The 19,442-nt window shown below is 61.2% G+C and carries 17 protein-coding genes and 1 tRNA gene; 11 read left to right on the top strand and 7 right to left on the bottom strand.

The genetic code is table 11. The features are described from left to right. Positions 1-54 precede the first annotated feature (54 nt). Both N1037_05295 and rsmI read right to left on the bottom strand, forming a co-directional pair. Positions 55-429, bottom strand: coding sequence for a YraN family protein (locus N1037_05295; protein UWS80439.1), 375 nt, complete (start codon positions 427-429; stop codon positions 55-57). Position 430: 1 nt separating this feature from the next. After that, positions 431-1,288 (bottom strand): 16S rRNA (cytidine(1402)-2'-O)-methyltransferase, encoded by an 858-nt coding sequence (gene rsmI / locus N1037_05290; protein ID UWS80438.1) that lies wholly within the window; start codon positions 1,286-1,288, stop codon positions 431-433. Positions 1,289-1,374: 86 nt separating this feature from the next. Between rsmI and N1037_05285 the strand changes: the two genes are divergently transcribed. Genes N1037_05285 through murJ form a run of 3 tightly spaced genes read left to right on the top strand, consistent with a single transcriptional unit; the run spans position 1,375 to position 6,927 of the window. Further along, positions 1,375-2,547 carry a penicillin-binding protein activator gene (locus N1037_05285; GenBank protein UWS80437.1) on the top strand — a complete coding sequence of 391 codons (1,173 nt, stop codon included), beginning with the start codon at positions 1,375-1,377 and terminating at the stop codon, positions 2,545-2,547. Further along, positions 2,507-5,341: a [protein-PII] uridylyltransferase gene (locus N1037_05280; GenBank protein UWS80436.1), complete on the top strand. Its 2,835-nt coding sequence runs from the start codon at positions 2,507-2,509 to the stop codon at positions 5,339-5,341. The genes N1037_05285 and N1037_05280 overlap by 41 nt, the downstream gene beginning before the upstream one ends. Further along, complete coding sequence (murJ, locus tag N1037_05275; GenBank protein UWS80435.1) at positions 5,338-6,927, top strand: murein biosynthesis integral membrane protein MurJ; 1,590 nt, start codon at positions 5,338-5,340, stop codon at positions 6,925-6,927. The genes N1037_05280 and murJ overlap by 4 nt, the downstream gene beginning before the upstream one ends. Positions 6,928-7,070: 143 nt before the next feature. Here the strand turns inward: murJ and N1037_05270 are convergent, their stop codons facing one another. Then, positions 7,071-7,757, bottom strand: coding sequence for a rhomboid family intramembrane serine protease (locus tag N1037_05270; GenBank protein UWS80434.1), 687 nt, complete (start codon positions 7,755-7,757; stop codon positions 7,071-7,073). Positions 7,758-7,917: 160 nt separating this feature from the next. Here N1037_05270 and trpS point away from each other — a divergent pair, with 160 nt between their 5' ends. Together trpS and N1037_05260 are read left to right on the top strand one after the other, a co-directional pair. Further along, positions 7,918-8,946: a tryptophan--tRNA ligase gene (gene trpS, locus N1037_05265; protein UWS80433.1), complete on the top strand. Its 1,029-nt coding sequence runs from the start codon at positions 7,918-7,920 to the stop codon at positions 8,944-8,946. Between the two features lie 276 nt (positions 8,947-9,222). Further along, complete coding sequence (locus N1037_05260) at positions 9,223-9,639, top strand: VOC family protein (protein ID UWS80432.1); 417 nt, start codon at positions 9,223-9,225, stop codon at positions 9,637-9,639. An 86-nt stretch (positions 9,640-9,725) separates the two neighbouring features. On the opposite strand, the gene N1037_05255 is transcribed toward N1037_05260, so the two are convergent. The 4 genes from N1037_05255 to paaG are packed head-to-tail and all read right to left on the bottom strand — an operon-like array spanning position 9,726 to position 12,893. After that, positions 9,726-10,322: a TetR/AcrR family transcriptional regulator gene (locus N1037_05255; GenBank protein ID UWS80431.1), complete on the bottom strand. Its 597-nt coding sequence runs from the start codon at positions 10,320-10,322 to the stop codon at positions 9,726-9,728. 20 nt (positions 10,323-10,342) lie between these two features. Continuing rightward, a complete protein-coding gene (gene paaF / locus N1037_05250) occupies positions 10,343-11,653 on the bottom strand; it encodes a phenylacetate--CoA ligase (protein ID UWS80430.1) in 1,311 nt (436 codons plus the stop codon). 14 nt (positions 11,654-11,667) lie between these two features. Continuing rightward, on the bottom strand, positions 11,668-12,093 hold the full coding sequence (paaI, locus tag N1037_05245) for a hydroxyphenylacetyl-CoA thioesterase PaaI (protein UWS81312.1): 426 nt from the start codon (positions 12,091-12,093) through the stop codon (positions 11,668-11,670). Positions 12,094-12,107: 14 nt separating this feature from the next. Then, entirely contained in the window at positions 12,108-12,893 is a 786-nt protein-coding gene (paaG, locus tag N1037_05240; protein ID UWS80429.1) for a 2-(1,2-epoxy-1,2-dihydrophenyl)acetyl-CoA isomerase PaaG, read from the bottom strand. A gap of 186 nt (positions 12,894-13,079) precedes the next feature. Between paaG and paaZ the strand changes: the two genes are divergently transcribed. From paaZ to nagA, 6 genes are all read left to right on the top strand, one after another. Continuing rightward, positions 13,080-15,110, top strand: coding sequence for a phenylacetic acid degradation bifunctional protein PaaZ (gene paaZ / locus N1037_05235; protein ID UWS80428.1), 2,031 nt, complete (start codon positions 13,080-13,082; stop codon positions 15,108-15,110). Between the two features lie 70 nt (positions 15,111-15,180). Further along, positions 15,181-15,984: a PaaX family transcriptional regulator gene (locus tag N1037_05230; protein UWS80427.1), complete on the top strand. Its 804-nt coding sequence runs from the start codon at positions 15,181-15,183 to the stop codon at positions 15,982-15,984. A gap of 45 nt (positions 15,985-16,029) precedes the next feature. Beyond that, positions 16,030-16,995 (top strand): alpha/beta hydrolase, encoded by a 966-nt coding sequence (locus N1037_05225; GenBank protein UWS80426.1) that lies wholly within the window; start codon positions 16,030-16,032, stop codon positions 16,993-16,995. 124 nt (positions 16,996-17,119) lie between these two features. Then, positions 17,120-17,196: transfer RNA gene (locus tag N1037_05220), tRNA-Met, on the top strand. A gap of 161 nt (positions 17,197-17,357) precedes the next feature. After that, the gene (locus N1037_05215; protein UWS80425.1) at positions 17,358-18,266 is read left to right on the top strand and encodes an ATPase; all 909 of its coding nucleotides are present in this window, start codon (positions 17,358-17,360) and stop codon (positions 18,264-18,266) included. After that, positions 18,263-19,426 carry an N-acetylglucosamine-6-phosphate deacetylase gene (nagA, locus tag N1037_05210; GenBank protein UWS80424.1) on the top strand — a complete coding sequence of 388 codons (1,164 nt, stop codon included), beginning with the start codon at positions 18,263-18,265 and terminating at the stop codon, positions 19,424-19,426. The genes N1037_05215 and nagA overlap by 4 nt, the downstream gene beginning before the upstream one ends. Positions 19,427-19,442: the final 16 nt, after the last annotated feature.

The raw sequence follows: 19,442 nt of genomic DNA, 5'->3' as shown, positions 1-19,442 counted from the left end.
GGCGCAGCCGGGGGCGAGGTTCAATATGCCTTGTTCAAATTGCTGCGACCAGGATCAGCCCTGACCATAGGCGTTTTCCAGGATCTCGACCTCGCCTGTGCCAAAGACCAGCACCACATCAATGCGCGCCTCGCTCAAGGCGCCCTCAGGTTGCTGATCCAGAAACAAGGCGGCTGAGGCCTGCACCCGACGCATTTGCCGGGGCGTGATTCTCGCAAGTGCCGCCGCATAGCTGGGGCCGGTCTTGACCTCGGCAAAGACCAGCAGCGCGCCCCTGCGCAGGATCAGGTCGATCTCTCCGGCGGCCCCGCGCCAGCGCTGTTCAACCAGCGCATAACCCAGCGCCTCATAGGCGCGCGCCGCCTGGTCCTCTGCCGCAGCCCCCGCAAGATGCGCGCGCAATCCGGTAGAGGCAGGCGGCTTGGGCATCTTAGCTCTCTTTCGCCAGTTTCAGCGCCAACTGGTAGACCTTGCGACGCGGCATTTCATGGGCCTCCGAGACTATGGCGGCGGCATCTTTAACCGAGTTATCGACCAGAGCGGCCCGCAGATCGCTTTCGATGTCACCGTCGCTTACGACCACCTGCGAGGCCCGATCCACCAGCACGACAATTTCGCCCTTCACCGGGTGATCCACCAGGCTGGCGGCCAGATCGGCCAAGGGCAGGCGCCGCACCTCTTCGAATTTCTTGGTCAGCTCGCGGCACAGGGCCGCCGGGCGATTGCCCAGTACTTCCGCCATATCCGCAACCGAGGCGGCGATCCGTTTGGGGGATTCGTAAAAGGCCAGAGTGCCGGGAATCGCCGCGACCTCTTCCAGCCGTTTGCGCCGGGCCCCGCTGGCATTGGGTAAAAAGCCCGCAAAAAAGAACGCATCTGTCGGCAGACCCGCCAGCGCCAGCGCCGTGGTCACAGCTGTGGCTCCGGGCGCAGACGTCACCAGATGTCCCGCCTCCGCGGCGGCTTTGGACAGGCCATATCCAGGATCGGCGATCAGTGGCATGCCCGCTTCGGAGGCATAGGCAACCGATTTTCCGGCCGCCAATGCGGCCAGCAATTTGCCGCGTGCACCCACTCCGCTATGGTCATGGTAGGCAATGACATGGCGCTCACCCAGCGGCACGCCGTGGATTTCCATCAGACGGCGCAGTGACCGGGTGTCTTCGGCGGCGATCAGATCTGCCGAGGCCAGCACATCCAGCGCCCGCAGCGTGATGTCGCGCGCCGTGCCCAGAGGTGTTGCCACAAAATACAGTCCCGGCAACAAATTGACGATCTGATGATTCACGCTGGACCCGCCTTTTTGGTCGTTTATTATCCCCCCGGAACCAACACGGTGCACAAGCGCCGGACAAGGGGAGTTACAAGTCTATTATGTTTGCTGTTTTCAAGCGGGCCCGCAAGGCAACTTTGTCTGCAATCGCCGCGATTTCCACATTTGCACTGGCCGCCTGCGATCCGATTGCGATCGGCGGCGGACCCACAATCAATACGTCTAAACCCGTTCCCGTCGCGCTGCTGGTGCCGCGCGGTTCCGCCCAGTCTGGCGACTCGGTGCTGGCGCAAAGCCTGGAAAACGCTGCCCGTCTGGCGATCGCGGATCTGCAGGGCGTGCAGATTGACCTGCGCATCTATGACACGGCCGGCGATCCGACCCGTGCCGCCGCCGCCGCCACAGAGGCGGTGAATGGTGGCGCCCGGATCATTCTGGGCCCGGTTTATGCCGAAGCCGCCAATGCTGCTGGCATCGCCGCCGCCCGCAAGGGCGTCAATGTTCTGGCCTTTTCCAACACCACCTCGATCGCGGGCGGCAACGTCTTCATTCTGGGGCCAACCTATGACAACACCGCCCGCCGCCTGACCGCCTATGCCAAGTCCCAGGGCAAAAACAATATCCTGATTGCAGGCGGCAACAATGCCTCGGGGCTGGCAGGACAAGCTGCGATCCGCAACGCTGCGGCCCAGTCCGGTGTGAATGTTTCCGGCAGCATTGGCTACGAGCTGTCACAAAAAGGCGTCATCAACGCCATTCCACAAATCCGCTCTGCGACAGGCAGCGGCGGCGTGGATGCGCTGTTCTTGACCGCCACCACGGCCGGCGCCCTGCCACTGCTGACTCAATTGCTGCCCGAAGCCGGGGTCAAACCCACCGACGTGCAATACATTGGCCTGACCCGCTGGGATGTTCCCGCCCAGACCCTGGCGCTGCCGGGGGTTCAGGGCAGCTGGTTCGCCATGCCGGATCCCGGCAAGGCCCGTGGCTTCCGCGATCGCTACGAGGCGACCTATGGCAATGCGCCCCATTCCATTGGTGGGCTGGCTTATGATGGGATCGCCGCAATTGGCGCGCTGGTCGGCGCTGGCAAAGCGGATGCTCTGACAGCGGCAGCGCTGACACAGGGTGCAGGGTTCCACGGCACCGGCGGTATCTTCCGTCTGCGCCCTGATGGCACCAATGACCGCGGCCTGGCCATTGCAACGATTCAAGAACAGAAGGTAGTCATCATTGACGCAGCCCCCAGCAGCTTCCCCGGCGCAGGATCCTGATCCTGCCCGGACGGCCCATCAAGATCAGCCCATAGCTCCCTTTGGCTCTGGGCTGATTTGTGATGCTACCGCTATTTTTGACTTCGCTGAGGTCCAGGCCCAGCTTGCAACCCTTGCCAAAGAGGTTGCGCCAGACGCCCTGCGCGGCGAAGCCGTTGCCCTGCTGCGTGAGGCCAATCAGCAGGGCCGCGCCATCATTGCAGCGGCCTTTGCCGAGGCCCCTTTTTCTGCCCGCGCCCTGACAAAATCCTACAGCTATCTGACCGATGGGCTGGTGCTGACGGCCTTCCATGTGGCCACCACTTATCTGCATCCCGTGGGCACCCCGACATCGGGTGAACGGATCGCCCTCATCGCGGTGGGGGGCTATGGCCGCGGCGAGATGGCACCGTTTTCCGACGTCGATCTGATGTTCCTTACCCCCTACAAGATCACCGCCTGGGCTGAGAGCCTCATTGAATCGATGCTCTATATCCTCTGGGATCTGCGGCTCAAGGTGGGACACTCCAGCCGGACGATAAAGGACTGCATCCGGCTTGGGACGGAAGATTACACCATCCGCACCGCCATGCTGGAGCAGCGATTCCTTACCGGCGACCGCGATCTGGCAGATGAGCTGGAAACCCGTCTGCGCAGCGAGCTGTTTTCCCGCGACGCCCATGATTTCATCGAAGCAAAACTGACCGAGCGCGACGACCGTCATTCCAAACAGGGCCAGCGCTATATGGTTGAGCCCAACGTGAAAGAGGGCAAAGGCGGGTTGCGTGATCTGCAATCGCTCTACTGGATCGCCAAATATGTCTATCAGGTGCAGGACGTCGCTGATCTGGTCCCCCTGGGCCTTTTCTCCCCGGAAGAGCTCGAAACGTTTTCCACTGCGGCCAACTTCCTGTGGGCGGTGCGTTCGCATCTGCATCTGGCCACCAAGCGCCCGACCGAGCAGCTCAACTTTGATTTGCAGGTCGAGGTCGCAAGCCGCATGGGCTACAAGGATCGCGCCGGTCGGCGCGGCGTTGAAATCTTCATGCAGGAGTATTTCCGCCATGCCACAACCGTGGGCGATATCACCCGGATCCTGCTGACCAAGCTTGAGGCCAGTCAGCAAAAAGACGCACCCCTGCTGGAGCGGATCTTCCGCCGACGCCCCAAGGTGAAATCGGATTACAAAGTCATTCACAACCGGCTGGATGTGAATGACCCAGAGGCCTTTCTCAACAACAAGTTGAACCTGTTGAGGATCTTTGAAGAGGCGCTGCGCACCGGCATGTTGATCCACCCGGATGCCATGCGGCTGGTCACCGCCAATCTGGATCTGATCGACGACGATATGCGCAACAACAAGGAAGCCCGGCGGATCTTCCTTGATCTGTTGTTGAAACATGGCAACCCGGAACGCGCCCTGCGCCGGATGAACGAGCTTGGCGTGCTCTCTGCCTTTATCCCCGAATTTGAACCCATCGTGGCGATGATGCAGTTCAACATGTATCACTCCTACACCGTGGATGAGCACACCATTCAGGTGATCTCTAACCTCACCGCCATCGAGAAGGGCGAGCTGGAAGAAGAGCTGCCCCTGTCGTCGGAAGTGATCCACAAGGGGATCAACCGCAAGGTCCTGTTGGTTGCCATGCTGCTGCATGACATCGGTAAGGGACGTGAGCTGGATCATTCCATTCTGGGGGCGCAGATCGCCCGCAAGGTGGCCCCGCGGCTCGGTCTCAACAAGGTGGACAGCGAAACGGTGGAGTGGCTGGTGCGCAATCACCTCTTGATGTCGGATATGGCGCAGAAACGCGATATCGCCGACCCGCGCACCGTGCGGGGCTTTGCCAAGGCGGTGCAATCGGTCAAGCGGCTGGATCTGCTCTTGCTGCTGACGGTCTGCGACATTCGCGGTGTAGGCCCGGACACCTGGAACAACTGGAAAGCCGCGTTGCTGCGTGCGCTCTACAACCAGACCCGCGAAGCGCTGGAAAATGGCATGGAGGCGCTCAACCGCGAGCACCGTGGTGCCGCCGGCAAAAAGGCCCTGCGCGCCGCCCTGTCCGACTGGTCCAAGACCGATCTCAAACGCGAAACCGGGCGCCACTATGACCCCTATTGGCAGGGGCTTCATGTTACCGCCCATGTGGATTTTGCTGAAATGCTGAAAGAGCTTGAGGCAAAAAACGATGCCAGTGAGGTGGGTATTCGCCTGCATCCGGACGATGATCGCGACGCCACCCGTGCCTGTTTTGTCATGGCCGACCATCCCGGGATTTTTGCCCGGTTGTCCGGCGCCCTGGCTTTGGTCGGGGCCAATGTGGTCGATGCCCGCAGCTACACCACCAAGGACGGATATGTGACCGATGCCTTCTGGATCCAGGATGCGGATGAGCATCCGTTTGAGGCCTCGCGGCTGCCGCGACTGACCCAGATGATCCTGAAGACCCTCAATGGAGAGGTGATGACCGGTGAGGCGCTGGAGTCCCGCGCCAAGTTTAAAAAGCGCGAAAAGGCCTTTAAGGTCCCCACCCATATCACCTTTGATAATGAGGGCTCCGAGATCTACACCATCATCGAGGTCGACACCCGCGACCGCACCGGGCTGCTGTATGATCTGACCCGCACACTGGCCGGAGCCAATGTCTATATCGCCAATGCGGTGATCGCGACCTATGGTGAACAGGTGGTGGATACCTTCTACGTCAAGGATATGTTTGGCTTGAAATACCACACAAAATCAAAACAGGATTTCCTGGAACGCAAACTGCGCGAGGCGATCTCCGAAGGGTCTAAACGGGCGCGATCATGAAGCCGGTAAAATTGCTGTCGGGCTTTATGACGGTTGGCTTTTGGACCCTGGCCAGCCGGATCTTGGGCTTTGCCCGCGATATCATGATTGCCAGCTTCCTGGGCACCGGCCCCGTGGCCGAGGCCTTTTTGGTGGCCTTTAGCCTGCCCAATATGTTCCGCCGCTTCTTTGCCGAGGGCGCGTTCAACACCGCCTTTGTGCCGCTGTTTTCCAAAAAGCTGCAAAAGAACGACGATCCCGTCGGCTTTGCCCGCGATGCGCTGACCGGCCTGGCGACGGTTCTGATCGTCTTTACCCTGTTGGCACAGCTGGTAATGCCCTGGCTGGTTCTGGCCATGGCCAGCGGTTTTCGCAATGATGCGCGTTTTGATCTGACGGTTGATTTTGGCCGCATCACCTTTGCCTATATTCTGTTTATCTCGCTGGCGGCGCTGCTCTCGGGGGTGCTCAATGCCTCGGGGCGTTTTGCTGCTGCAGCAGCGGCTCCGGTCTTGCTCAACATCGTGCTGGTTGGCGCGTTGTTACTCGGCGAAAGCGGTCTGCTGGATGCCTACCTTCCTGCCAGCCGCCCTGATTTGCCTGGATTTTCCCAGGGGACGTTACTGGTCTGGGCCACGCTTTTAGCCGGGGTCGCGCAGATGGCCCTGGTCTGGGTCGCTGCCAGTCGGGCGGGCTATCGCCTGACCCCGCGTCGGCCACAACTCACCCCGGACCTGAAACGTCTGGCAGTGATTGCGGCACCTGCAATGCTGGCCGGGGGGGTGGTGCAGATCAACCTGCTGGTCGGGCGTCAGGTCGCCAGCTTCTTTGACGGGGCAATTGCCTGGCTTAGCTATGCGGACCGGCTGTATCAGCTGCCTCTGGGCGTGGTGGGCATTGCAGTGGGTATCGTCCTGCTGCCAGATCTGTCCCGCCGATTGGCCGCCGAGGATGCGGCAGGCGCGCAACACGCCTTCAGCCGCGCCGGTGAGATTTCTCTGGCGCTGACCATTCCCTCTGCCATCGCGCTGGTGGCCATTCCCCTGCCGCTTGTCTCGGTACTGTTTGAGCGCGGCGCCTTTGCCTTCACGGATAGCCAGGCCACGGCCCTTGCGGTCGCCATCTACGGGTTAGGCTTGCCTGCCTTTGTGCTGCAAAAGGTGCTGCAACCGCTCTATTTTGCCCGCGAAGACACCCGAACCCCGTTCCGCTTTGCGCTGAACGCGATGGTGGTCAACGCCCTGGTGGCCATTGCAGGCGCGGCGCTGCTTGGCTTCATCGGGGCCGCCATCGGCACCACGGTTGCGGGCTGGGCCATGGTCTGGCAACTGGCGCGCGGCACCAAAGATATGGGGCAAAGTGCACAGTTTGATGCAAGGTTTAAACAGCGGATCTGGCGGATTCTGGTGGCGGCCCTGCTGATGGGAGGGCTGCTCTGGGGCGCTGCCCAGGCACTGGAGCCCTGGCTGTTCAGCGCCGGCATCCGCTATCCGGCGCTGGCGCTATTGGTCCTGATCGGCATCTGCGGCTATTTTGCGATTGGTGCCAGTATCGGTGCCTTCCGGCTGTCAGATTTCAAATCCAGCCTGCGTCGCAGCAAGGGTTAGGGCCACACGTCCTGCGGCCCCGCTCGCAAGCCGGCCCCTCGCCAGCCACCTGCGCAACCGCGCCGCGCGTCAGCGCGGCGCCCGGCCCAACGGGATGCAGCAACTTGATGCTGCGAGACGGGCGGGAGCCCCCCCTTTGGTTGCTAGTCGCGACGGATATTGCTGCGGATACGCGCCCAGCCGCCAGGGGCCAGAAAGAACGACAATCCAAATCCGGTGGCAAAGCCACATAGATCGGCAACCCAGTCCTTTTGGCCGCCAAACAGCAGGCCAAACAGCAGCTGGATCCCCATCAAAAAGGCAATCAGCGAAAAGGCACGGCTTTGCTGCGCGCCCACAAGGGACAATTGCCGCCACAGAATATAGGTAAAGGCACCGATCAAGCCATAGACCGCCGGGAAGCCCCCGATCAACGGCACCGCGCCATTGATCAGCACCGCATATCCAACCGCACCGCCCACAGCAGAGGCCATAAAGATGATGACCATCACCAGATCGCCCATGACCTCACCCACCATCTTGCCCATCGCCAGCACAAAGACACAGACAAACAGCGCATGGGTAAAGGCGCCATGCACAAAGGTATAAGACAAGAACCGGATCAGATGCTCGGCCGGCCATTGCCCGGTCTCGACCATCCACCAGAAGATTTCTGAAGAAAACGCATAAGACTGAAAGGCCTCCAGCCGCCAGCCAATGGCCTCAGGCCCACCAATGATGCCCCGCATCCCCAGCGAAAACGCCGCCTCGATCCCCATAATCACCAGAACCAGCGCCACCACTGCCGGCGGCAATGGGTTGACGGGAGAGATATTTGGATCGTCACTCATAGCTTGTCGTACTCCTTGGCCTGTTACGTTGGCCTGTCACGGTTCATTTGTGGCAGATACAGCCCCTGCACAGCCCGCCCATGGGCGCTGCCCGGTTGACGCTGCCCTGGCCCATGGGTAAGCGACTAGGGATCATAATTCCAGACGGGAGTTTCGCCCCATGAGCGATACGACATTTACGCCGCGCGTCTTTTCCGGCATTCAGCCTTCCGGCAACCTGCACCTGGGCAACTACCTTGGCGCCCTAAAGCGCTTTGTCGATTGGCAGGACCGCGATGTGGAAAGCATCTACTGCATGGTTGACCTGCACGCGATCACCGTCTGGCAAGATCCCAGCAACCTGCGCCAAGCCACCCGAGAGCTCTGCGCCGGGTTCATTGCTGCAGGTATCGACCCTGAAAAATCCATCCTGATCAACCAAAGCCAGGTGCCCGAACACGCGCAACTGGCCTGGATCTTCAACTGTGTCGCCCGGATGGGCTGGATGCAGCGGATGACCCAGTTCAAGGACAAAGCAGGCAAGAACGCGCAAAACGCCTCCCTTGGCCTGCTCGCCTACCCCTCGCTGATGGCAGCCGACATCCTGATCTACCACGCCACCCATGTGCCGGTTGGTGAGGATCAGAAACAGCACCTTGAACTGACACGCGACATCGCAACCAAATTCAATCACGACTATGGCGTCGATTTTTTCCCGCTCACCGAACCGGTGATCGAAGGCGCTGCCACCCGCGTGATGTCCCTGCGCGATGGCTCCAAAAAGATGTCTAAATCCGACGCCTCGGATGCCAGCCGTATCAACATGACAGACGATGCCGAGGCGATTGCCAAAAAGATCCGCAAGGCCAAGACCGACCCGGATGCGCTGCCCTCCGAGGCCAAGGGCCTGGAAGAACGCCCCGAGGCCCGCAATCTGGTCAATATCTATGCAGCCCTGAACGAACAGAGCGTCGATCAGGTGCTGGCGGATGTCGGCGGCAAACAGTTTTCGGAATTCAAACCCATGCTGGTGGATCTGGCGGTGGCCAAACTGGCACCGATCTCCACCGAGATGGCCCGGCTGATGCAACACCCCGATGAGATCGACAAGATCCTCACCCGCGGCTCTGAGCGCGCCCGCGCCATCACCGCGCCGATCCTGCGCCAGACCTATGACATCGTCGGCTTGATCCCACCGGTTGAAGCCTAAAAACCCAGCCGATCCATTTCCAGAATTGCCCCCGCCCCGAGAAATCAGGGCGGGTTTTTTTATGCCCAATTTATTGACCAAAGGGCGTCCAGGCCGAACGACTGCGCCCCCTGCAGCGACTGCCAGTATGACAATCAGTGCGGCAATCAGTAAGGCAATCAGTAAGGCAATCAGTGCAGCAAACTGGGCGCGCCCAGAGACAGGTTTCTATGGTGACTTTCCATTGCTACAGTGGTTTCGATACATTGGCGACCCCACTGAAAAGGACCACCAAGCATGATTGCCTATGTCACCGTCGGGGCAGATGACATCGCCCGCGCCAAACGGTTTTACGCCGCGATCCTGCCCGCCCTTGGCTACAGACTGACAGAAGGAGCTGAGGGGCTCAGCTACGCGCTACCTGCACCACCCGGCCAAGCTGCTGCGCTGCCGGATTTCTACGTCAAACCAACCTTTGACGGGCGTCCGGCCTCGGCTGGGAACGGTGCCATGACCGCCTTTGAGGCGCGCAGCCAAAGCCAGGTGCGTGACCTATACGCGGCCGCGCTGACGGCAGGGGGCTTTGATGCCGGTCAGCCGGGGTTTCGTGACGCATATGGCGCGCATTTTTATGTGTGCTACCTGCGGGACCCTCAGGGCAATAAAATCGCTCTGTTCTCCAGCGACCCAAACGAGCCAGGGCGCGACGAATAGCGCCGGTCAACACACAGCCCAAGCCTTTTGTGCCCCCGCCAACACACGTGGTGGGGCCAACACGTGACCCGCAAGGGGCGCCGCTCTTATAAGCCCCGCACCCCGTTCAGGGTCAGGGTCGCCACCAGCTCCGCATAGTCCTCGCGCGCGTCTGAGCCCGCGCCGGAATTCCACATGTAGTACCAGTTCAACATGCCAAAAACCGACATGGTAGCAGAGCGCAGTTTCTCGTCGTTTTCTTCAAACACCTCTGGAGCCACTGCCTTTAGGGTGTCGCTGAGGAACTGCACCATCTCGCGCTGATAGGCACGCAGCAATTTTTGCTGCTCTTCCGGCAGCGCGCCCATTGCGCCCGACTGGACTTTGTGTTCGTCGTCAGCCCCCTGATAGGCCAACAGGATCTCTGCCACGACCCGGCGCAGGCGATCATCGGGGGAGACCCCGTTCAAATCCACACCACAGACCCGGTCGCGTAGCTCGCAGAGGTAGGTATCAAGAAGGCCGAACAACACGGCCTCCTTACTGTCGTAATAGTGGTAGATATTGGCCTTGGAGATCCCGCATTGCCGCGCCAGCTGGGTCATCGAGGCGCGATCATAGCCCGCCTCGGCAAAGACCTTGGCGGCAGATTTTAGAATCTGGGCACGCTTTTCATCGTGATCTTTTGCAATGGTGCGGGCCATGGGCTCAACTCACTTTCTGATTAATCGGCGTCGCGGTTGTCGATGACACGCTTGGCCTTGCCCTGGCTGCGCTCGACCTCGCCGGGCTCGCCAACGATGATCTCGGTGGAGACGCCAACCATATCCTTGATCCGTTTGGTCAACATCCGCGCCGCAGCGGTTTTGCTCAGCTCATCGGTGGCGTCCGGGTTCGCCTCGACAAAGACCCGCATCGCATCCATGCGACCGGATTTGTACAGCTCGATCTGATAATGCGGCGCCAGACCACCCGTGGCCATCAGCTGCTCTTCGATCTGGCTGGGGAAGACATTGACCCCGCGCAGGATGATCATATCGTCACTGCGACCAGTGATCTTTTCCATCCGCCGCATGCTGCGCGCGGTGCCGGGCAACAGCCGGGTCAGATCGCGGGTGCGGTAGCGCACCATCGGCAGGCCTTCCTTGGTGAGGGTGGTAAAGACCAGCTCGCCCATTTCGCCATCGGGCAGCACTTCGCCAGTCTTGGGGTCAATGATCTCGGGCAGGAAATGGTCCTCCCAGATCACCGGGCCATCCTTGGTTTCAACGCATTCGCTGGCCACCCCCGGTCCCATGATCTCGGACAACCCATAGATATCAACCGCATGCATATCAAAGGCGGTTTCGACCTCGCGGCGCATGGCATCCGTCCAGGGCTCGGCGCCAAAAATGCCGACCTGCAACGAGCTGTCACGCGGGTCCAGGCCAACCTTGTGAAACTGCTCAAGGATATTGAGCATATAAGAAGGCGTCACCATGATGCCATCAGGCTGGAAATCAGTGATCAACCCCACCTGCTTTTCGGTCTGGCCACCAGACATAGGCACCACAGTCGCGCCCAGGCGTTCAATCCCGTAATGGGCGCCAAGGCCACCCGTGAACAGCCCATAGCCATAGGCATTATGCACCATATTGCCCTTGCGCAGACCCGCGGCACGCAGGGACCGCGCCACCAGATCGGCCCAGTTGGAGATGTCATTGGCGGTATAGCCCACGACCGTGGGCTTGCCCGTGGTCCCAGAGGAGGCATGCAGGCGGATGATCTGTTCGCGCGGGACGGCAAACAGGCCAAAAGGGTAGTTGTCGCGCAGGTCGTTTTTATAGGTGAAGGGGAACTTCGACAGATCCGACAGCTGTTGCAGGTCATCCGGGTGGACGCCCGCCGCATCAAAGCGCTCTTTATACATGGGCACATTGTCATAGGCGTGACGCAGGGACCACTTCAGGCGTTCCAGTTGCAGGGCGCGAATTTCGTCGATCGAGGCAATCTCGATGGCATCGAGGTCGGCCTTGTTGGGGGACAGGTCTTTCATGGTGTTCTCCTCACCTATTCTTCAAACAACTGGCCCTTGATCGCGCGGGAAAGCCCGCGAAAGGCAGCGATCATCTGGCCGGTTTGGGTCTCTACTGTCACGTCATAAATGCCGCTGCGCCCGGTCAAAGAGACCTCTGTGGCGCGGGCAATCAGCCGCTCTCCCAGTTTGCCGGGGGCGGTAAAGGTGATGGAATTGCTCTGCGCCACCGTAGATTGGTTGCGGCTGTTGCAGGCAAAGGCAAAGGCGCTGTCGGCCAGCATGAAGGTCACGCCACCGTGGCAAATGCCATGGCCGTTGCAGTGATGCGGTTCCACCGTCAGCTCCAGGGTGGCGCTGCCCTCATCAATTGCGGTGATTTCCATCCCCGCCCATTTTGAGGCATTGTCGCTGGCCCACATGGAGGCTGCCGATTTCTCGGCCCGTTCTTTCGGGGTCATGGCGGCGGTCATGGTCACTTCCCCTGAAACTTCGGCGCACGTTTTTCCAGGAAGGAAGAAACGCCCTCGGCATAATCTGCGCTTTCGCCGCAGGCCTTCATCGCGTCGGCCTCTTGCTCCAGATGCGCGTCCAAGGTGGCAACGGCGGCATCCTGAATGCAGTGTTTGCTGAGCCCCAGTCCCAGGGTAGGGCCATTGCCCAGCTGCGCGGCCATGGCACGCGCCGTTTCCATCAGATCGCCGTCCGGCAGCGCCTTCCAGATCAGCCCCCAATCTTCGGCCTGTTTGGCGGACAAGGGCTGGGCGGTAAAGGCCAGGCCCTTGGCGCGGGCCTCTCCCAGCAGGCGCGGCAGATGCCAGCTGCCGCCGGTGTCAGGGATCAACCCCACCTTGGAGAAAGACTGGATAAACTTGGCGCTTTCAGCGGCAAAGACCATGTCACAGGCCAGCGCGATATTGGCGCCCGCTCCGGCAGCGACACCATTGACTGCGCAGATAACCGGAAAGTTCAGCGACCGGATCAGTCGCACCAGCGGCGCGTAAAAGGTCCGTACCGTGTTGCCCAGATCCGGCGGGCCATCCATCTTGCTGGGGTCGCGATCCCCCAGATCCTGCCCGGCGCAAAATCCGCGTCCGGCGCCCGTCAGCAGAATCGCCCGCGCGCCACCATCACGTGCGGCCTCAATCGCGGCGCGCAACGCATAGTGCATCTCATCGTTGAAACTGTTGAGCCGATCGGGCCTATTCAGGGTGATCTCCACCCAAGCGCCATGATCCGCAACCAGAATAGACTCGGACATCTCTCTCTCCCTCATACAGCTCCTGCGCCAGTCAGAACCAGCGAGCTGCGAAATCCCTTTGACAAATTTCTTGCATAAACCGACCGGACGGTCAATATATCATTCAAAGCAAATACGAGGCCCCGCCTCAGCCCGTTGTCCGGTCCCGCGCCGACAGCGCCCCATCAGGAAAGAAAAGGACAGAGCATGAGCCTTCTAGACGTATCAAGTTTTGCCGCCGGTGAATGGATCGCCCCCGGCGCCGGTGCCCGCAACATCGCCAGCGCCGTAACCGGCGCGCCGCTGGCGCAGGCCGGCAATGACGCGCTGGATGTGCAGGCCATGCTGGCCTATGCCCGCGACACCGGTGGTCCCGCCCTGCGCGCGCTGACTTTCCATGACCGCGCCCGTATGATCAAAGCGCTGGCGACGCATCTGGGGCAGCACAAACAGGCGCTTTATGATCTGAGCTTTGAAACCGGCGCCACCCAGTCCGATCACATGATCGACATCGACGGCGGCATCGGCACCATGTTTGTCTTTGCCTCCAAGGGGCGGCGCGAAATGCCTGACGCCAAGGTCTACCTGGATGGCGAGGTTGAGCAGCTGTCGCGCAACGGCACCTTCCTGGGCCAGCATATCTGCACGCCTTTGCAGGGTGTTGCGGTGCATATCAACGCCTTCAACTTCCCGGTCTGGGGCATGTTGGAAAAGCTCGCCCCCAGCCTGCTGGCCGGGGTGCCCGCCATAGTGAAACCCGCGACAGCCACCTGCTATGTCACAGAACTGGCGGTGCGGCTGATGCTCGACAGTGGCATCCTGCCCGCCGGTGCGTTGCAGCTGGTGTCTGGTAGTCTCGGCGATATGCTCGACCATCTGACCATGCAGGATGTGGTCAGCTTTACCGGCTCTGCCCAGACCGCGCTGAAGCTGCGTCAAAACCCGGTCATTTTGGAAAACTCGATCCGCTTTGTGGCGGAGCAAGACAGCCTGAACGCCTCCATTCTGGGGCCCGATGCCATCCCCGGCACGCCGGAATTTGATCTCTTCATCAAAGAAGTCAGCCGCGAAATGACCACCAAGGCGGGGCAGAAATGTACCGCCGTGCGCCGCATCATCACACCAGAATCGCAGTCTGAGGCGGTGATTGAGGCCCTGTCGGCCCGTCTGGCCAAAACCACCATTGGGGACCCGCGGCTGGAAAGCACCCGCATGGGTGCTCTGGTTTCCAACAGCCAAAAACGCGATGTTTTGGAAAAGGCGGCGATTCTGGCCACCGAAGCCACCCGCGTTTACGGCAATCCCGACGATTTTACCGTGACTGGCGTCGATGCGGAAAAAGGTGCCTTTGTGCCGCCAATGCTGTTCCACTGTGAAAACCCTGACGCCGCAAGCCGCGTGCATGACACCGAAGCCTTTGGCCCGGTGTCCACCGTCATGGGCTACCGGGATCTGCACCATGCCGTGACCCTGGCCAACCGGGGCGAGGGCTCGCTGGTGGCCTCCTGCATCACCAATGACCCAGAGGTGGCCCGCGAAGTTGCCCTGGGATCGGGCGCCTATCACGGGCGGATCTATTTCAACAACCGCGCCTCGATGAAAGAAAGCACCGGCCATGGTTCGCCGCTACCGCATATGGTGCATGGTGGTCCCGGTCGCGCGGGCGGCGGGGAGGAGCTCGGCGGTATTCGCGGGGTGAAACACTACATGCAGCGCACCGCCATTCAGGGCAGCCCCGACATTCTGGCCGCCATTGGCGAACAATGGGTCCCCGGCGGTAGCGAAGTGGCAGCACCTGCGCATCCCTTCACCCGCAAATTTGGCGAACTGGCGATTGGCGAGACCCTCAACAGCCCGTCACGCCAGGTGACGCTGGAGGATATCGAGCATTTTGCCAAATTCACCGGCGATACCTTCTATGCTCATATGGATGACGCCGCCGCCAAGCGGAACCCCTTCTTCCCCGGTCGCGTCGCCCATGGCTATCTGCTGCTCTCCTTTGCTGCGGGTCTGTTTGTCGAACCCAATGAAGGACCTGTGCTGGCCAATACCGGCCTGGACAACCTGCGCTTTATGAAGCCGGTTTCGGCGGGCGACAGCATCAGGGTTCGCCTCAGCGTCAAGAAAAAGACCCCCCGCAACGATGAATATGGTGAGGTCCGCTGGCATGTGACCCTGACCAATCAAGACGATGAAAAAGTTGCGGAATATGAACTGCTGACCATGAACGCCTTCTAAGGCGCCGAAACAGCCAAAGCCGTACCGCTCCGGGCTGGTCTAACTGGCCCGGAATGCCTATCTTGTTGCCATGACAGCAACACTTTCTCAGAATTACCAGGCGAGCATCGCCCAGCTTACCGACCTGCAAAACCTGCGGGTCTGGTCGATCATCGTCTCGTTGTTTGGCGATCTGGCGCAGAAACCCGGCGATCAGATCAGTGGCACCACCCTCACCCAGATCATCACTCCGATGGGGATCAAACCCGAAGCAATCCGGGTGGCGTTGCACCGCCTGCGCAAAGACGGCTGGATCGAAAGCACCCGTTCGGGGCGCGCCTCGGTGCATTATCTGACCGAGTTTGGCCGCAATCAATCCGCCGCCGTGACCCCACGCATCTACGCCCGCACCCCGCAGCCGCCACAGACCTGGCATCTGCTGATCGCAGAGGACAGCAGCGGCCAGAGCGCGCTGGAAGAAACCCTGCTGCTGCCGCAATACACCCAGGTCAACCGCCGCACTGCGCTTGGCTACGGACCCGCGCCCGACGGGCTTGACGATCTCTTTGTGGCACAGGTCTCCGCGTTTTCGGTGCCCGGCTGGCTGCAGGCCCGGCTGTTCCCGCAGGATCTGATCGAAGCCTGCCAGTCCCTGCTTGACGCGCTGGCCAAAATCCCGCCCCCCGCAGCCGACTTGTCACCAGAGCAGATTGCCACCCTGCGCACCCTAATCGTGCACCACTGGCGCAGAATTGCCCTGCGCCACCCGGTGCTGCCCACAGGGTTCCCCCCCGACGCCTGGGCCGGAGAAACCTGCCGCGCCCGGGTCTTTGCCCTGCTGGACAAATTACCACGCCCACAGCTTCAGGCGCTGGACCAGCGCTCACCAGCCTAGCGATCCCCAGCCTAGTGATCCACGTCCTTATCCCGGAGTATGCCCATGTCCGCCCTTAGCAGTCTTGCCCTGATCGCCCTCGCTGCCCCAGCGGCCCTGATGGGGGCGTCGCATCTCAAAACCCGCAAACTCGCGCGCGAGGCCCGGCAATTGGTGCCGCCCATCGGCCAGTTCTGTAACACCCTGCAGGGAAAAATCCACTATATCGACATCGGCCCGCGCGATGCCCAGCCCCTGGTGCTTATCCATGGGTTAAGCGGCCAATTGCAGCATTTCACCTATGCCCTGGCCGACGCCCTGGCCAAGGATTACCGGGTCATCGCAGTTGACCGGCCCGGATGTGGCTATTCCACCCGCACCAGCGATGCGATGGCGCGTCTGCCGGAACAGGCAAAGACCCTGTTGGACGTGCTGGACAAGCTGCAGGTCCACCAACCGGTTCTGGTGGGGCATTCCCTGGGCGGCGCCGTCTCGCTGGCAATGGCGCTGCAGGCCCCAGAGAAAATTCGCGGTCTGGCCCTGCTGGCACCGCTGACCCATCCTTCAAAACAGGGGGCTGAGGCCTTTAAGGGGCTGATTGTTCATTCCAACCTCATGCGCCACCTGATGGCCCAGACTGTGGCCGTCCCTACCGCACAACGTACCGCAGAACCGGTTCTGCAACAGATCTTTGCGCCCGAACCCTGCCCGGATGATTTCCTGATCAAGGCCGGCGGCGCCCTGGGGCTGCGCCCCGAAAGCTTTGTCGCCGCCTCAGCGGATGCGTCCTTTCTCTACCCGGCGATCGAAGACCAGGCCGCCCGCTACGCCAAAGAGCTCAGCACACCGGGGGCGATTCTTTTTGGAGCCGAGGACGCCATTCTCGGCCCTCAGTCCCAGGGCAAAACAATGGAAACCTATGGTTTGAGCTGCCAAATCGCCCCAGACCTTGGGCATATGTTGCCAATTACCGCCCCGGCGCTGTGTAATGACTTCATTCGCGCCACGGTGCAGGCCCTGCCCAGCGCCTGACAACGGGTTGAAAACCAAGAAAACTGGCGACCCGGGCAAAAAAACATACCCGAAAGCCGGTTTCCTCTGCATTTGCGCCTTGACCCCAGAGGCGCCATTCCGTAAATCGCCCCTCACAGAAGATGGCGCGGTAGCTCAGTTGGTTAGAGCGATCGACTCATAATCGATAGGTCGGGAGTTCAAGTCTCCCCCACGCCACCACTTTTCCTCTGTAAGCCTCCCACAGTTTTACCCCCGAAAATCAATGTGATGCGCCTGCTGTTCTGGCTCAGGGCTACTCCACTTTGTTCAACTGGCATCCACAGTCTGGCGTCAAAAACTGGGGCTGGCTCCCATTTGGTCCCCCCCCTATACCTGTGTGTATGAAACAGAGCCCACTCACCGCAATACTGGCCATAGATGGCGGCGGAACCCGTTGCCGGATCGCACTGGAGCGCGCCGGTGAGGTCATCCGCGTCGACAGCGGGCCTGCAAATGTTTCCAGCGATTTTGACGGGGCCCTGGCGCAGATCCATCTGGGGCTGGAGCGCCTTTGTGCCACCACTGGCCTGCCGCTGGCGCAGCTGGCCGCGCTCCCCGCCTATGTTGGGCTGGCCGGGGTTGTCAGTGCAGACATTGCCCAGCGGCTGCAGCATAACCTGCCCTTAACCCAGAGCCGCATCACAGACGACAGACCCGCTGCTTTGCGTGGGGCGATTGGCGATGGCGAAGGGGCGATTGCCCATTGCGGCACCGGGTCCTTCCTGGCCAGCCAGATCAAGGGCGCGCGCCGTATCATTGGCGGCTGGGGACAGCAGCTGGGCGATCAGGCCTCGGCGCAGTGGCTGGGACGTCTGGCCCTGGCGCGCACCTTGGATATTGTCGACGGTCTCGCGCCCGCCTCCACCTTGACCACACAGCTTTTCGCCCGGTTTTCGGGCTCTGCCGAAATCGTCGCCTTTGCCGCCCAGGCCAGCCCGATGGAATTGGGCGCGCTGGCCCGCGATGTCACTCACCATGCCAGCCAGGGGGATGCCCTGGCCACTGATCTGATGCATCAGGGCGCCCGCTACATTGCCGACACCCTGCCACGGATCGGCTGGGCACCGGGTCATGCGCTCTGCCTCACGGGTGGGTTGGCGCCACAGTATCGCAGCTATCTGCCGCCAGAAATGCAAGACGCGCTGCAACCGCCGCAGGGTGATCCGTTGACCGGGGCGCTGGCGCTGGCACGGGAGTTCGCTGCCAAAGGTCACAGTGAGACGGACACCACCGTCAGGACGCTCCAATGAGCCAGCCAAGCACAGTTTACGGTGGCGGCCCGATCTTTGATGGCCACAGTCTGCAACAGGGCATGAGCGCTCGGTTTGAAGCTGGTCGGCTGGTCAGCCTGATGCCGCACCGCCCCCTCGCAGCGGATGAGACCTATGTGGATCTTGCCGGCGATATCCTCAGCCCCGGTTATCTGGATCTGCAGGTCAATGGCGGCGATGGCATCATGTTGAATGCACAGCCCAACTGCGCCGGGCTGGACCGCATTGCCAGGGCGCACCGACGGCTTGGCGCGGTGCAGATCCTGCCAACGCTGATCACCGATACACCACAGAAAACCGCTCAGGTCATCGCCGCCACCCAGCAGGCCATCAGCGCCGGGGTGCCCGGCATCGCCGGGTTGCATCTGGAGGGCCCACATCTGGCCCAAAGCCGTAAAGGCGCCCATGATGCGGCTTTGATCCGGGCGATGACCCCGGCAGATCTGGACATGCTGCTGGCCGCGGCTGAGGCCCTGCCGGTCCTGATGGTTACGCTGGCGCCAGAAAGCGTCAATCTGGATCAAATCAGAGCACTGCGGCAGGCCGGGGTCATCCTGTCCCTGGGCCACACCGACGCGCCTTATGAACAGGCGATGGACTATGCCGAGGCCGGCGTCACCTGTGTCACCCATCTGTTCAACGCCATGAGCCCCCTTGGCCACCGCGCCCCCGGAGTGCCCGGTGCGGCGCTCAACAATCCGCAGCTATTTGCCGGGCTGATTGCCGATGGCATTCATGTACATCCCGCCGCACTGCGCACCGCCTGGGCTGCCAAGATGGGCAATGCCAGCCCCGAGGGCAAAATCTACCTGGTCAGTGACGCCATGGCCCCGGCCGGCAGTGACCTGACCTCGTTTCAGCTGGAGGGCCGCCAGATCCTGCGCCAGAACGGGCGGCTTACCCTGGCGGATGGTACCCTGGCGGGCGCAGATCTTGACCTCACCACAGCGCTGCGCATCCTCGTCACCCACTGCGATATTGCGCTACAAGACGCCCTGACCGCCGCCGTAACCACACCGCGACAGGTGATCGGCCAATGGGCTCAGGACTGCACGGTGCTTGGCCTTGCGGAACATGACTTTATCCGTATTCAAAGCGACCTTAGTGCAGCACAGCCCATCTGCGAAATCGCCCGCTAGCAAAGCAGACAGCGCG

It is taken from the genome of Phaeobacter sp. G2 (genome assembly GCA_025163595.1).
Taxonomy (GTDB): Bacteria; Pseudomonadota; Alphaproteobacteria; order Rhodobacterales; family Rhodobacteraceae; genus Pseudophaeobacter.
This window is presented reverse-complemented; position numbering and strand designations above follow the sequence as displayed.